The following is a 13188-nucleotide window of genomic DNA, read 5'->3' on the forward strand; positions in this document are numbered from 1 at the left end:
CGGCGGCGCGGTGGGCACAGGTGCGCCTGCCGTCGCGGCGCGCCGCGGTCCGGGTAGGCTGACCCGTCGATCGGGCACGCAGCAGCTGAGGGCGGTGGCGGAATGAGCGAACAGGTATCCGAATCCATGACGGAGACAACAACGGTCGCTGTCGAGGTGCCTGCGGCGCCGGAACAGCTGACGATGCTGCGGGCACTCGCCGAGACGGTGCTGCTGATCGCGGACTTCGGGCTCGACGAGGTGACCGATATCCGGCTCGCCCTCGACGAGATCGCGACCGTGCTGATGGGCGAAGCCGTGCCTGGCTCGACCATCTCCTGCGCGTTCACCTACCGCGACGGCGTGCTGAACGCGCAGATCCGCGCGGTGAGCGACACCGAGGACGAGGTCGGCGCCAGCGGATTCGGCTGGCACATCGTGCAGACCCTGACCGATACGGTCACCGCGACCAAGGCGCCGTTCGACGCCGCGGCCGCCGGCTACCCGACCGTCGTCGAGTTCGTCTGGGCCCGGGGTGGCCTCGATGAACAATGACCAGTCGAAGGCGGGCACCGAGGCGCGCCGACGGGGCGGTGACAGCTACGACAACATCGAGCCGCTGTTCCGCGAGCTTGCCGCGCTCGACGCCGACGACCCGCAGCGCGCGGTGGTGCGCGACGAGCTGATCAGCCGGTGTCTGCCGCTGGCCGAACACATCGCCCGCAAGTTCACCGGGCGCGGCGAGAACTTCGACGACCTGCTGCAGATCGCCAGGGTCGGCATGGTGGCCGCCGTCGACCGGTTCGACGTCTCGCACGGTTCGCCGTTCCTCGCGTTCGCGGTCCCGACCATCATGGGCGAGGTGCGCAGGCACTTCAGGGATTACACCTGGTCGGTGCGGGTTCCTCGGCGGCTCAAGGAGATTCAGCAGACCATCGCCCCGGCGATCGAGACGCTCGCCCAGCGGCTCGGCCGGATGCCCAAGGCACGCGAGATCGCCGAGGAACTCGGCGCCGACCTGGTCGAGGTCACCCAGGCGTTGATCGCCCGCAACGCCTACCAGACCTCCTCGATCGAAGCGGGCCTCGACAGCGACGACGACACCGCGCCGCGCTCGCCGCTGGACACTCTCGGCGCCGAGGCGCCGGAGTATCAGACGGTCGAGGACTACCTCGCGGTGCGACCGCTCATCGAGGCGCTGCCGGAACGCGAACGACAAGTGCTGGTCATGCGGTTCTTCGAGGCGAAGACCCAGGACCAGATCGCCGCGCACCTCGGTGTCTCGCAGATGCAGGTGTCGCGCATCTTGGCCAAGACCCTCAATACGTTGCGGGAACAGGCGATGCGCGACTGACCCGGTGCGGGGCGCGGTCGTCCTCGGCGAATCGGGCTACGGTGGCGTGGACAGCCGACCGACGAACGGGGTAAGTCTTGAGCAGCGACAACGCGACGCGGCTAGCGGTGCTGATCGACGCCGACAACGCCCAGCCCGGCATCGCCGACGGGTTGCTCGCGGAGGTGGCCAAGTACGGAACGGCGCATGTGAAGCGGGCCTACGGTGACTGGACGAGCACGAACCTGAAGGGCTGGAAGGATCAGCTGCTCGCGCAGTCGATTCAGCCGATCCAGCAGTTCGGCTACACCACCGGCAAGAACGCCACCGACTCGGCGATGATCATCGATGCGATGGATCTGCTGTACACCGGCAACCTGGACGGCTTCGTGATCGTGTCCAGCGACAGCGATTTCACGCGCTTGGCCAGCCGCCTGCGCGAATCCGGGCGCACCGTCTACGGATTCGGCCAGCACAAGACCCCGAAGCCGTTCGTCGCCGCGTGCGACAAGTTCATCTATACCGAGAACCTCACCGGCACAACGGAAGAATCGCCGACCACGACGCGGCGCACGACGGCCAACCAGCTGAAGGGCGACGCCAAGCTGACGAACCTGTTGCGCAACGCCGTCGACGCCGCATCCGACGATTCCGGCTGGGCCACGCTGTCCAGCGTCGGCTCCATCATCAACAAGCAGCGCCCCGACTTCGATCCGCGCACCTACGGCTTCAGCAAGCTCGGCGAACTGTTCAGCGCCACCACCCTTTTCGACCTGGACACGCGCAGTCCTGGCGAAGGTAAGCAAGCTATTACCTACGTGCGCGACATCCGTACCCGTCCGGCGACGAAGTGAACCGCAGCCGTGGCTCCGCCGCGGTGCACGCACCTACTTCGGTGCGATGACCTCGAGCTCGCGCAGGTCGGGACGTGCCGCCGGATCGTGCGCGGTGACGTCGAGGCGGAGGTAGCGGGCGGTCGTCGGAGTCGCGGGTGCACCGGTTGGGTCGAGGGTGAGCGTCGTCCAGGCGCGGTTGTCCGATGAGCTCGCGACCGTGCTCGGAACAGGGCTCGACCAGTGCGGAAGTATCCGGCCGACAACGGTTTCGGCGCCGAGGTCGACGGTGAGCGTGCCGTGCGCCGCGTCCGGCGCCCAGCCGGTGGCGGTGCTGCCGTCGACCGCGGCCTCGGCGTAGCGGCCCGGTTCCGCCGAGCTCGCGGTGACCGGCTTGCAGCGGGCGAGGTTGTCGGTGGCCGCCAGGTCGGGGCGCCGGGTCTGGACGGTGAGCGGTTTGTCTCGGCTGAGCTCCTTGGTGCCAGCAGGCGTGCTCACGTGCATCGCCGCACCGTCTTTCAGGGTGATCCGCGTCTCCTTCGGGCCGATGTCGGCGTCGAAAGTGCGTCCCTGCCAGTGCATGCCACGCAGGCGCAGCCCTGAGCCCAGCTCCGACGGCAGCATCGGATCGACGCGAACCTCGTCGGCGCGCAGTCGCAGCCCGAGCAGTCCGTTGGTGAAGGTCTGCAGGAATCCGCCCGCCGCGGTCGTGAAGGTGAAGGCCGGTGCACCGGCCAACGGATCATGCACACCCGCCTTGTCGCCGCGTGCCTCCGCGAACTGACCGAACGGGGCGCGCTCGAAGGGACGAACGGCCCGGTCGAGATAGGTGTTGGCCGCACAGCCTGGCAGGCCGAGTGCCGCGGCGGCGATGGCGTGCACCGAGTCGGTCATCGCGGGGCCGTCGGGGTCGGTGCGCTCGGCGTAGTAGGCCAAGGTATTGGCCGAAACCTCCTGCGACATAGGCCAATCCAAGGGGTAGAGCAGCAGCACCGTGTCTGCCTGTTTGATCGGTGTTCCCTGATACCCGTCGTACTGGGCGAATACCTGCCTGGTGGCGTCGAACGGTATCCGCAGGTGGTCGGCGATCGTGGTCCATGCGGGCGGGACCGGTTCGCCGAGGATCTCGGCGGCGTTCGCGGCGTTGCGGAGTGCGAGCGCGGCGACCGCGTTGGTGTACGCCCCGTCCTTGACGCCGTTGCTGTATTCGTCCGGACCCGCGATGTTGTCGATCGAATAACTGCCGTCCGCGTTCGGGGTCACCCGGGAGGTCCAGAATTCGGCGAGGTTCCGCATGATCGGCCAACTGCGGGTGCGCAGATAGTCGGTGTCGCCGGTGCCGAGGTAGTACTGCCAGGCCGCAAGGGAAATATCGCCCTGCAAGTGGATCTGGATCAGGCAGTGCGGTGGATCCCAGCTGTGGCATTCGGCAAGGGCGCCACGGCTTTCGCTGGTCCACGGGTAGAAGGCGCCGCGGAAGCCGAGCTGTCGGGCGTTCGCCTGCGCGGCAGGCAGCGTCTTGTATCGGTACTCCACCACGGATTTCGCGAGTTGCGGCGACAGCTGGAGTAGCACGGGGAACATGAAGATGTCCGCGTCCCAGAAGATCGCGCCCGCGTAGTTGTCGCTGCTGAGCCCGACCGGTGAAATGCTGTTGTCCTGTTGGGAATTCGTGGCCGAGTACAGCGAATAGAGCGCCCCGCGCGCCCACGACTGCAGCTCCGGCGCGCCGGGGATCTCGATATCGCCCTGCCACAACGATCGCCACGCCCGCGCCGAGTCCGCGAGCAGGCCCGGCCAGCCCTTTCTTGCCGCGCGCTCGGCGGCCTCGACAGCCGCGGTCGCCGGGTCCGGTGCGGTCAACGTCGTGTCGACGCCGACGAATTTGGTTACCTCGTAGGACTTTCCGGCCTGCACCGCGATCGCGGCCTGCTGGCGGACGGTGTGCTCGGGTGCGGCGGTGGGCTGTGCCTGACTGCTCAACACCGAGGCGACCGCGCCGTCGACACCGGTTCCTTCGGTGCGAAAGCCGACGCGGATGCCGTTGTCGTCGGCCGCGCTGTCGGTCCGCGTCAACCGGCGGGCACCGGCGCCGTCGAGCAGATCGGTCACCGTCAGCTCGCCGGACCATCGGGGGACGACGGTGAGATGGACTGCGCCGACATGCTGTTCGGTCCGATCCGCGATGACGTCGTACACCAGATCGGTGACCTTGCCGTCACGGCTGGTCCAGGTGAGCGCGGTGCGCACCAGGCCGCAGCGCAGATACCGCGTCTGGCGGAAGTCGGTGATCCGATCAGCAGGAGTGCCGACGCCATAGGTGTCGTCGCCGACGCCGACGGTGAGCGTCGACCAGTTCGGGATCGCCGCGGCGACCTCACGGTCGTCGGCGACGCCGGGGGCATGCCCGTACAGCCCCGCGACGAACGCACCGTCGTAGCGGGGGGTGTACAGCGGCCAGCCGGTCGGCTCGCCGGTCTCGGCGTAGCCCATCCCGCGCGGCGGCACCCGCAGCCCGAGATAGCCGTTGCCGACGAAGGGATGCGCGTCGAACGCGGCGTCCACGTCGGTGTGCGACGCCATCCAGCCGGGCGCGGACGAGTCGTCGTCACCGGGGCAGACCGGCGCCGCCCCGGCGCGGTCGGCCTGCCGGACCGCGAACAGCACGCCGAAGGCCACCACCGCCAGCGCGACGACGAAGGCGATGCTCACCAGGACCTTGGTGCGAGAAGCCAAACCGTACCTCCATGTGCCGCATGGATGATCGTGTCGTGCTCGGATATCGGAACCCGAGTCGATGCAAGCACGACCCGGGATCGCCGACCAGTAGTCATCCTATGATCGAGCGCGGAGCCCGAGGCGTCGCCTGTCCCCACGAGTGGCGACCGGGGTCATGTTGCCGACGACGAGGAGCCGATTCCTGATGCCAGCCATGCCCGCCGACCCGACCGCGCTGCATCCGATGCCAGGGCAGACCAGGGTGGTGCTGCTGCGACCCTTGATCACCTCGCCGCTGATCGAGGTCGGCGAGTTCTCCTATTACGACGACCCCGCCGAGCCGACCGCGTTCGAGACCAACAACGTGCTGTACCACTACGGGCCGGAGAAGCTGATCATCGGGAAGTTCTGCGCGCTCGGCGAGGGCGTGCGCTTCATCATGAACGGCGCCAACCATCGCATGGACGGTCCGTCGACCTTCCCCTTCCCGATCATGGGCGGTTCCTGGTCCGACCACTTCGATCTGCTCACCGGCCTGCCCGGCCGAGGAGACACCGTGATCGGCAACGACGTGTGGTTCGGTTACCGCACCACGGTGATGCCCGGTGTGCGGATCGGCGACGGTGCGATCGTCGCGTCGGGTTCCGTTGTCGTCGACGATGTTCCCGACTACGGCATCGTCGGCGGCAATCCGGCGAAGCTGATCCGCCGTCGCTACTCCGACGAGGACATCAGCACGTTGCTCGAGCTGGCCTGGTGGGACTGGCCGATCGAGCATCTCACCGCGCACCTGCGCACGCTCATGTCCGGCAGCGTCGACGAGTTGGCGGCCGTTGCGCCGTAACCGAATTCGTCGTCGCGGCGGTTACGGAGTCGCGGTGCGGGCGTTCGGGTCGAACCCGCCGGGGATTTCGTAGATCACGCCGGTGAAGGTGGCGCCGAAGAGGCGGCCTGCGGAGAAGCCCGCCGTGCCTCGGCCGTAGCTGAGCACGCTGGTCAGCGGGTTGCCGACGCCGAGAACGCAGTACTTGTTCGGTGCGTCGATCCGGATGACCTGGCCTGCCGTGTTGAACGGAACCACCGGGCGGTCCAGGGAATCCAGCGTCAGCCCGTCCGGTGCGTCGAGTGCGTCGCCGCCGCCGAGGTCGAGCAGCGATTGCGGCGCACCGGGATTGGCGGTGGGAATTCGGCTCACCCCTGGGTTGACGAATGTCCTTCCGACATAGAGGTATTCGTCGTTCCTGTCGAGTACCGCGCCGTTCGCGCTCGGGAACGACGTCCAATCGGCCTGGACAACGCGATTCGGGTAGACGCGGCCGATCAGATTGCCGAAGTCGTTGGTGGCGTAGACGGTTCCGTCCTGCGCGACATCCAAGCCGTTGGCGGCGCTGAGCCCGGCGGCGAACGGTGTCATCGCACCGCTGTCCGGATCGAGTTCGACGATCCCGGCGTGCCGCTGGGTGTCGCCGGAGAAGACCCTGGCGTCCGCGCCGTAGCCGACGAGCAGGGTGCCCGTCGGCGTCCAGGCGAGCGCGCCGGCGCCACCGCTCGGCACGCTCGCGATGGGCACCGGGACCGCGCCGGGCGCGTCGATCCGATACACCCGCCCGCTCTGCAGGTCCGTTGTATAGGCCCGACCCCGTGCGTCGACGGTCAGCCCTTCCAGCGCTCCTGGCAACGTCGCGGCCACGATCGTCGGTTGGCCTGCTCCCGCGCACACCGGCGCGGCCTGCGCCGTCGGCGCGGTCACCGCCGACAAGGCGGCGAACGTCAGCGTCGCCACGGTGAGCGCCGTCTTCTCCATACTGTTCATTGCGCACCTCGGCTGTGTCCGATGAGGCGAATCGCGGCGGTCGCGCGAATCGCGGGGAGCGGGCGGGAAACCCCGTGCAGTATGCGCCAGTCCAGGCCGGATGCCTGCCATCTCGATGGTGTTGGCGTGCCTCAGAGGATCAGCGCCACACCGTGATTGCGCACGGCGGCGCAGGGGTTACGCTTCGGAACGGTCCCCGAGGTGGCGGACCCGAGGTGCTGGTCGCCGCCGGCGTGAAGGGACTGGTGCGCTATGAACGACGAGAACGAGATGCCGCCGTTCGCGGAGATCATCAACGGGGCACTGGAATTCACCATCCCGGTCGCGCACAAGATGGGGGTGTCCGCGGTCGAGGTGCGGCCCGGCTTCGCGGCGACCACGGTGCCGATCGAGGGCAACGGCAACCACTTCGGGGTGATGTACGCGGGCGTGCTGTTCACCGTCGCGGAGATCCTCGGCGGGGCGATCTCGATCGCCTCCTTCGACAACTCGGCGTACTACCCGCTGGTGAAGGACCTGCACGTGTTCTTCCGCAAGCCTGCCAAGACCGATGTGCGCGCCGAAGCGAGCCTGCCCGCGGCGGAGATCGCCAGGATCGCCGACGAGGCCGCCGCCAACGGAAAGTCCGACTTCACCCTGCGGGCCGTGGTCACCGACGCCGACGGTGTGGTGGTCGCGGAGACCGAGGGGCTCTACCAGCTGCGCGCCCACGGCAAGTAGGGGCGTTTTCGGCCCGCAACGGCCCGCTGCGGGCCGGATTCTCCGGTGCGGAGTGCGCACCATGAAACTGTCATTTCGGGCACCCGGGCGTGTCCGGTACGCGTCATGTATTCGCGTGCGATCAACGGCACAATTGCGGAGTGATCTCGGCCACATAACGAAGCGATAACTTAGTGTTTAAGTATCGCTTTCTCGCTGCGTAGTGCAGCTAAACAGCCTTCTCTCCAGTATTGGTTGAGGCAATTCGTCCTTGATTGGCGCGTGATTGGTAGCCATTTCTCAGCTACCGTCCTCATTCAGCTCGGATCCATGCCGGGCCAGAACTCGAATCGTTGAATGCCGGTGACCCTGTCCCGCGGTTCGAGGCTCCCAGACCTTCCTGGGGACAGGAACGCGACGCCGCGTGCGTCACGTTGGTGGGCGCAGGCAGAAAACCGGACATCCCATGATGCGTACTCGTTTGTTCAGCACCCGTGTCCTCGGCTTCACCGCTGCGCTTGGCGCCCTCGTCGCGATCCCGTTCAGCCTGGCCACCGCTACCGCGTCCGCGCACAACTGGGACGCCGTCGCACAGTGCGAGAGCGGCGGCAACTGGGGGATCGAGACCGGCAACGGCTTCTCCGGCGGCCTGCAGTTCACCCAGAGCACCTGGGAGGCCAACGGCGGTGTCGGCAGCCCGAGCAACGCGAGCCGGGCCGAGCAGATCCGCGTCGCGGAGAGTGTGCTCGCCACCCAGGGCGCCGGCGCATGGCCGGTGTGCGGCGCCTACCTCTGACCTGTGAGGTGCCCGGCGGCTGCCGCTGCCATGCCGCAGTCGCCGGGCAATTTCAGGGCGATTGGATTCATCCTGATAAATGAGACTTGCTCTTGCCTTGTCGACTTCGATGTGCTTTCCAATTTCTATTGCCACATCGATGACTATCGAGCGAGCGTTCAGATATTTCGTCCCATCATTCGGAACTAGAACACGTTTCGGTCTCGTGTCGTGAAATGCCTGCGGGCGGTGGTGTCGCTCACTAGCCTGTTGCCACCCCGGCTACTCGTACTCGCCTCGCCATTAGAGCCAGACGAGATGCCGTGGCTAGAAAGGCATCTCGATCATGAGCTCGACCACAACGGCGGCACCGCCGACCATTCTCACCGGGTTATGGCAGCGCAAGCTTCCGCACTATCCCGATACCCCCGCCCGCTCCTGGTACCTGGCCGTCGTGGTCATCACCTCGATCGCGCTCTATTACCAGCTGTTCGTCACCGGCGCGGTGGGCAACGAACTGATCGCCTACTTCGACCTGTCGTTCGCCTACTTCGTCTGGATCTTCATCATCGGCGCCGCGTTCGGTGCGGCCGCCTCGGTGCTCGCCGGGGTGCTCGACCGGTGGGGCCGGGCCAATATCGTCGCCTACGGCGTGGTGATCGTCTCGCTGCTCACCCTGGTCGCGGTGCCTGCGACCACGACGAAGGAGCAGTACCTCGTCGTCTACTGTCTGGTGAGCATCGTCGAGGGCGCGGTGCTGGTGGCGACACCCGCGCTGATCAGGGACTTCTCCCCGCAGCTGGGCCGCGCGTCCGCGATGGGCTTCTGGACCCTCGGCCCGGTCATCGGCGCACTGGTCACCACCGCGATCTCCACCAGGACGCTCGACGCGCACCCCGACTGGCAGTACCACTACCGGCTGTGCGGAGTGATCTGCCTGGCCATCTCGGTGATCGCGGTGGTCGGACTGCGCGAGCTGAGCCCGCAGTTGCGTGACCAGATCATGGTTTCGCTGCGCGACCGGGCCTTGATCGAGGCGCGCGCCCGCGGCCTCGACGTGCGGCAGCTGGAACAGGGGCAGTGGCGACAGATGCTGCGGCTCAACATCGTCGGATCGGCGTTGGCGATCAGCCTGTTCCTTGCCTTCTTCTACACGATCGTGTCGTTCCTCCCGGTCTACATGGCGACGAACTTCGGCTTCAGTCCGGCCAAGGCCAACGCGCTCGGCAACTGGTACTGGACGGCCAACGCGATCGCGCTCGTCCTGGCAGGCATCGCCTCGGACTATCTGAAGGTGCGCAAACCGTTCATGGTCGTCGGCGCGGTGATCAGCATCGTCGGGATGTACCTGTTCATCGGCTACACCGACGAGCCTGCGACCGGGTACTACACGTTCGCGTGGGTGTTCGCCGTCATCGCCGTCGGCACCGGCATCGCCTACTCCACCTGGATGGCCAGCTTCACCGAGACCGTCGAGGAGCGGAATCCGGCGGCGACCGCGGTGGGTCTCGCGGTGTGGGGCGGCACCTTGCGCAGCGTTGTCACCGTGGTGTTGTTCGGGTTACTTGTCGTGGTCAACGCGGCGGGCCCGCTCGTCAATCACGGTCACCGGCTGCAGGAGATCCAGGCGACATACGGGCCGCAGCTCGCGACGATTCAGCAGGTCGGACCGGAAACCCTTGCGGCACTTGGCAAGAACCCGAACGACCAGGCCGCCCAGCTGGCCGCGCTCACCAGGCTGACCGGTGCCACACCCGCCGAGATCCAGACAACCGCCGGGCTCACCACCCGCTATCCCGAGGAACTCGCCACGCTGCAGGCCATCGAACCGGCCACCCAGGCGGCGCTCGCGGCGGATCCGCGCGACGCGATGGCCGGGCTCGCGGCCGTCGGTCAGGTCGCCAAGAAGTTCGGGACGTCGCCGGACCAGGCGATCGCGCGGCTCACCGCAGTGCAGCAGATACCGCCCGCCGAGTTCGCCGTCGCCACCACCGTCGGCCCGAAGCTGGAAAAGGCCGGGGCCCAACTGCAAGCGGTGGGCACCATTCCCGCGGCGGATCAGGAATACCTGGCCGCGCACGGGAACGAGGTGCAGCAAGCCAAGGCCGATTCCCCGAAGCAGTGGGAACGGTGGTGGTGGATCTGCCTGCTCGCCCAGGTCGCCTTCCTGCCGTTCATCTTCCTGATGGCCGGGCACTGGAGTCCGAAGAAGGCCGCCGCCGAGGCCGAAGCGCACGATCGGCAGGTGCAGCAGGAGCTCGCGGCGTTGACGCCGCAGCCTGCCGAGCGATAGGCGGGTTATTCGACGCCGAGGGCAACCTCGGTCGACTTGATCAACACCTTCACCGGGACGCCGTCGGCGAGTTCGAGATCGTCGGCGGCGGCGCGGGTGATCGACGAGGTGACCTCGTCGCCGCCGGCCAGGCGGACCCGGACGACGGCCATGGCCTCGCCGCGGGTCACCGAAACGACAGTGCCATCCAGTTGGTTGCGGGTGCTCAGTCGCATGTCGGCGAGCATACGCACGCCTGGTTCCGGCGCGGGGATTTGCGGGCGGTGTCTACCGGGGGATGGCCGACGGCAGCGGATGGTCCGGTTCGAGGGCGGGCAAACCGTCCAGGCTGGTCGCGTTGTCGCCGGCGATGCGTCGTGCGAAGTCGTCGTCGGTGCGTCTGGCATGCAAGGAGTCGAGGACCGGGCGTTCGTCGACGAGCTCCAGATAGGGCACCGAGTAGCCGCAGGAATCGGCGATCCGGTCGATGTCGACGATGACGGCGGCGCGGATACCGGGATGCTGCAGGCCGAAATGCGGTCGGAGGTCGTCGAATTCGGCGGAGTCCGGCCGCGCCACCCGGCCGGTGCCGAAGAGACGCAAGATCTTCGAGGTGCGGGCGAACGAGCAGAACATGATCGTGATGCGCCCGTTCTCGCGCAGGTGGGCGATGGTTTCCGCGCCGCTGCCGTACAGATCGAGGTAGGCGACGGTGTGGTCGTCCAGGATGGCGAAGGTGTCGCGATAACCCTTGGGGGACAGGTTGACCCGGCCGCCGTCGGAGGGTGCGGTGGCTACGAAGAACATCGATTGCTCGCCGATGAACTTGCGCAATGCGTCATCGAGATGCGAGAAGACCTTCGCCATCGTGGCCCCTTCCCTGGTCGTCCATGCAGGGACGTCAATTCGAGGGTAACGCCGCCGCCGGACCGCGCTGTGCGGCTGAGGCCCAGATCACTTGCTTGTCCTGGCGCTAGGCGCGCCAGAGTTGTTCGCCTGCGCGGGAGATGACGATGTTCGGGATCACCGCGTTGCGCGAAAGGCGGGTGATCGCCAGCACCATCTCGGCGATGTCACCCGTGGTGAGCATCGCGGACTGGTCGAGGACGTCGCGTTTCCACGCGGTCATGTCGGTGTCGACGTAGCCCGGCGAGATAGCGGTCGCGGTGACACCGTTGGCCGACTCCTCCAGGGAGACGGTTTCGCAGAGCGAGATCAACGCCGCCTTGGTTGCGCCGTAGGCGGCCAGGCCCGCCTCGCCGATGACGCCGGTGATGGACGCCAGCGCAACGATTTTCGCGCCGCGCCGCGGATCGGCCGCCGCGCTCTTGCGCAGCAGCGGAAGGGCGGCCTGGATGAGGGTGATGGGGGCGCGGAAGTTGACGTCGAGCATCCGCTCATAGGTCTTCGATGGCATGTCGGCGACCGTGCCCGCCGTGCCGGTGCCCGCGCTCAGCACGAGGGCGTCCAGACCGGCGAAGCGCTCGGCATGTGCTTGGACGAGGGCACGGACCTGGTCGAGATCGTTCATCTGGGCGACAACGGGATACACCTCGGCGCCCGTCTGCTCGCGCAGTCTGGCCGCGGTGTCGGTCAGCGCGTCCTGGTTCCGCGCGGCGATGGTCAGGTGATAGCCCTCCTCGGCGAGGCGGCGGGCGACCTCGGCGCCGATGCCGCGGGAGCCGCCGGTGACGAGGGCGCTGCGGATGCTCATGCGAGGCTTTCCGATCCGGCGTCGAGGAGCAGCGGCACGGCGGCGCCGATCTGGGCGAAGCCGTCGCCCACCGTCTTGCCCGCGAGGAAGCGTTGATGGATGCCCTCGGCGATGACCGCGAGTTTGAAGTAGCCGAGTGCGCGATAGAACGGGAGTTGGTCAAGGGGGTAACCCGTTGCGGTGGCGTAGCGTTCGGCGACCTCGTCGACGGACAGGAAGCCGGGGTTCGCGCTCGGTGCGTGCCGGACGCCGAGCACCGGCTCGCAGCGGGCATCCCAATAGACCTGGAGCAGGCCGAGATCGGCGAGCGGGTCGCCGAGCGTCGCCATCTCCCAGTCGACGACGGCCGCGATGCTGCCGAAGTCGTTGCGGGCCACGATCGTGTTGTCCAGCCGGTAGTCGCCGTGCACGATGGTCTCGCCCGCCTGCTCCGGTATGGACCTGCCCAGCGCGTCGGTCAGCCGGTCGAGGGAGTCGAGTTCGCGAGTGGCGACCCGGTCCCATTGGCCGCGCCAGCGTTTCACCTGGCGGGCCAGATAGCCTGCGGGACGGCCGAACTCGGCGAGGCCGACGGCGGTGTAATCCACCGCGTGCAGTGCGGCCAGCGTGTCGACCAGTGCCTCGGAGCAGGCTCTGGCCTGCTCGACGGTGAGGGCGGCGGTCTGGTCGCCGTCCTGCAGGACATGGCCGTCCACGAAGGAAACGACCGCGAACGGCACGCCGATCACCGCAGTGTCCTCACACAAGGCGATCGCCTGTGCGACAGGGACATTCGTGCCTTGCAAGGCGGCGACGATGCGATATTCGCGAGCCATGTCGTGTGCGGTCGGCGTGAGCGGGCCCAGCGGTGGGCGGCGCAGCACCCAGTCGTGCACGCCGTCGCCGATCCGGTAGGTGAGGTTGGACTTGCCGCCCTTCAACAGTGCCGCGGTCAGCGGTCCTGCGGTGCCGGGCACTTCGGCGTCGAAATACCGTTGCAGCGCCGGGAGATCGAGCCCGGCCAGTGCCGCGGTCATCGGATCGCCCTGACCGTGCTTCGCTTCGGAGTGCGG

At 67.6% G+C, this 13188-nt stretch carries 12 protein-coding genes and 1 pseudogene; 7 read left to right on the forward strand and 6 right to left on the reverse strand.

Annotated elements, in window-relative coordinates:
* Positions 1–102: 102 nt before the first annotated feature.
* The 3 genes from NA11_RS09925 to NA11_RS09935 all read left to right on the forward strand — a co-directional run bounded on the left by NA11_RS09925 (position 103) and on the right by NA11_RS09935 (position 2166).
* Complete coding sequence (locus NA11_RS09925; RefSeq protein ID WP_069161512.1) at positions 103–534, forward strand: ATP-binding protein; 432 nt, start codon at positions 103–105, stop codon at positions 532–534.
* Positions 524–1333, forward strand: coding sequence for an RNA polymerase sigma factor SigF (locus NA11_RS09930; protein ID WP_069161587.1), 810 nt, complete (start codon positions 524–526; stop codon positions 1331–1333). Before NA11_RS09925 ends, NA11_RS09930 begins: the two co-directional genes overlap by 11 nt.
* Before the next feature lie 77 nt (positions 1334–1410).
* Positions 1411–2166: an NYN domain-containing protein gene (locus NA11_RS09935; protein WP_069161513.1), complete on the forward strand. Its 756-nt coding sequence runs from the start codon at positions 1411–1413 to the stop codon at positions 2164–2166.
* Positions 2167–2199: 33 nt separating this feature from the next.
* Here the strand turns inward: NA11_RS09935 and NA11_RS09940 are convergent, their stop codons facing one another.
* Positions 2200–4881 carry a discoidin domain-containing protein gene (locus tag NA11_RS09940; protein WP_069161514.1) on the reverse strand — a complete coding sequence of 894 codons (2682 nt, stop codon included), beginning with the start codon at positions 4879–4881 and terminating at the stop codon, positions 2200–2202.
* 187 nt (positions 4882–5068) lie between these two features.
* Between NA11_RS09940 and NA11_RS09945 the strand changes: the two genes are divergently transcribed.
* Positions 5069–5707 carry a CatB-related O-acetyltransferase gene (locus NA11_RS09945; protein WP_069161588.1) on the forward strand — a complete coding sequence of 213 codons (639 nt, stop codon included), beginning with the start codon at positions 5069–5071 and terminating at the stop codon, positions 5705–5707.
* Between the two features lie 21 nt (positions 5708–5728).
* Here the strand turns inward: NA11_RS09945 and NA11_RS09950 are convergent, their stop codons facing one another.
* Positions 5729–6676 carry an SMP-30/gluconolactonase/LRE family protein gene (locus NA11_RS09950; RefSeq protein WP_245745806.1) on the reverse strand — a complete coding sequence of 316 codons (948 nt, stop codon included), beginning with the start codon at positions 6674–6676 and terminating at the stop codon, positions 5729–5731.
* A gap of 252 nt (positions 6677–6928) precedes the next feature.
* Here NA11_RS09950 and NA11_RS09955 point away from each other — a divergent pair, with 252 nt between their 5' ends.
* The 3 genes and pseudogenes from NA11_RS09955 (at position 6929) to NA11_RS09965 (ending at position 10443) form a co-directional block, all read left to right on the forward strand.
* Positions 6929–7396 (forward strand): PaaI family thioesterase, encoded by a 468-nt coding sequence (locus NA11_RS09955; protein ID WP_084654438.1) that lies wholly within the window; start codon positions 6929–6931, stop codon positions 7394–7396.
* Positions 7397–7841: 445 nt separating this feature from the next.
* Positions 7842–8168, forward strand: a pseudogene (locus NA11_RS09960) (transglycosylase family protein); the annotation flags it as partial.
* A gap of 328 nt (positions 8169–8496) precedes the next feature.
* On the forward strand, positions 8497–10443 hold the full coding sequence (locus NA11_RS09965; RefSeq protein ID WP_069161516.1) for an MFS transporter: 1947 nt from the start codon (positions 8497–8499) through the stop codon (positions 10441–10443).
* A 5-nt stretch (positions 10444–10448) separates the two neighbouring features.
* Here the strand turns inward: NA11_RS09965 and NA11_RS09970 are convergent, their stop codons facing one another.
* From NA11_RS09970 to NA11_RS09985, 4 genes are all read right to left on the reverse strand, one after another.
* Entirely contained in the window at positions 10449–10658 is a 210-nt protein-coding gene (locus tag NA11_RS09970) for a TOBE domain-containing protein (RefSeq protein WP_069161591.1), read from the reverse strand.
* A gap of 52 nt (positions 10659–10710) precedes the next feature.
* Positions 10711–11289, reverse strand: a complete 579-nt coding sequence (locus NA11_RS09975) for a pyridoxamine 5'-phosphate oxidase family protein (protein ID WP_069161517.1) — start codon at positions 11287–11289, stop codon at positions 10711–10713.
* Between the two features lie 106 nt (positions 11290–11395).
* Positions 11396–12136: an SDR family NAD(P)-dependent oxidoreductase gene (locus NA11_RS09980; protein ID WP_069161518.1), complete on the reverse strand. Its 741-nt coding sequence runs from the start codon at positions 12134–12136 to the stop codon at positions 11396–11398.
* Complete coding sequence (locus tag NA11_RS09985) at positions 12133–13152, reverse strand: phosphotransferase family protein (protein ID WP_069161519.1); 1020 nt, start codon at positions 13150–13152, stop codon at positions 12133–12135. Before NA11_RS09985 ends, NA11_RS09980 begins: the two co-directional genes overlap by 4 nt.
* Between the last annotated feature and the right edge of the window lie 36 nt (positions 13153–13188).

Source organism: Nocardia altamirensis NBRC 108246 (genome assembly GCF_001612685.1).
Classification (GTDB): Bacteria; Actinomycetota; Actinomycetes; order Mycobacteriales; family Mycobacteriaceae; genus Nocardia; species Nocardia altamirensis.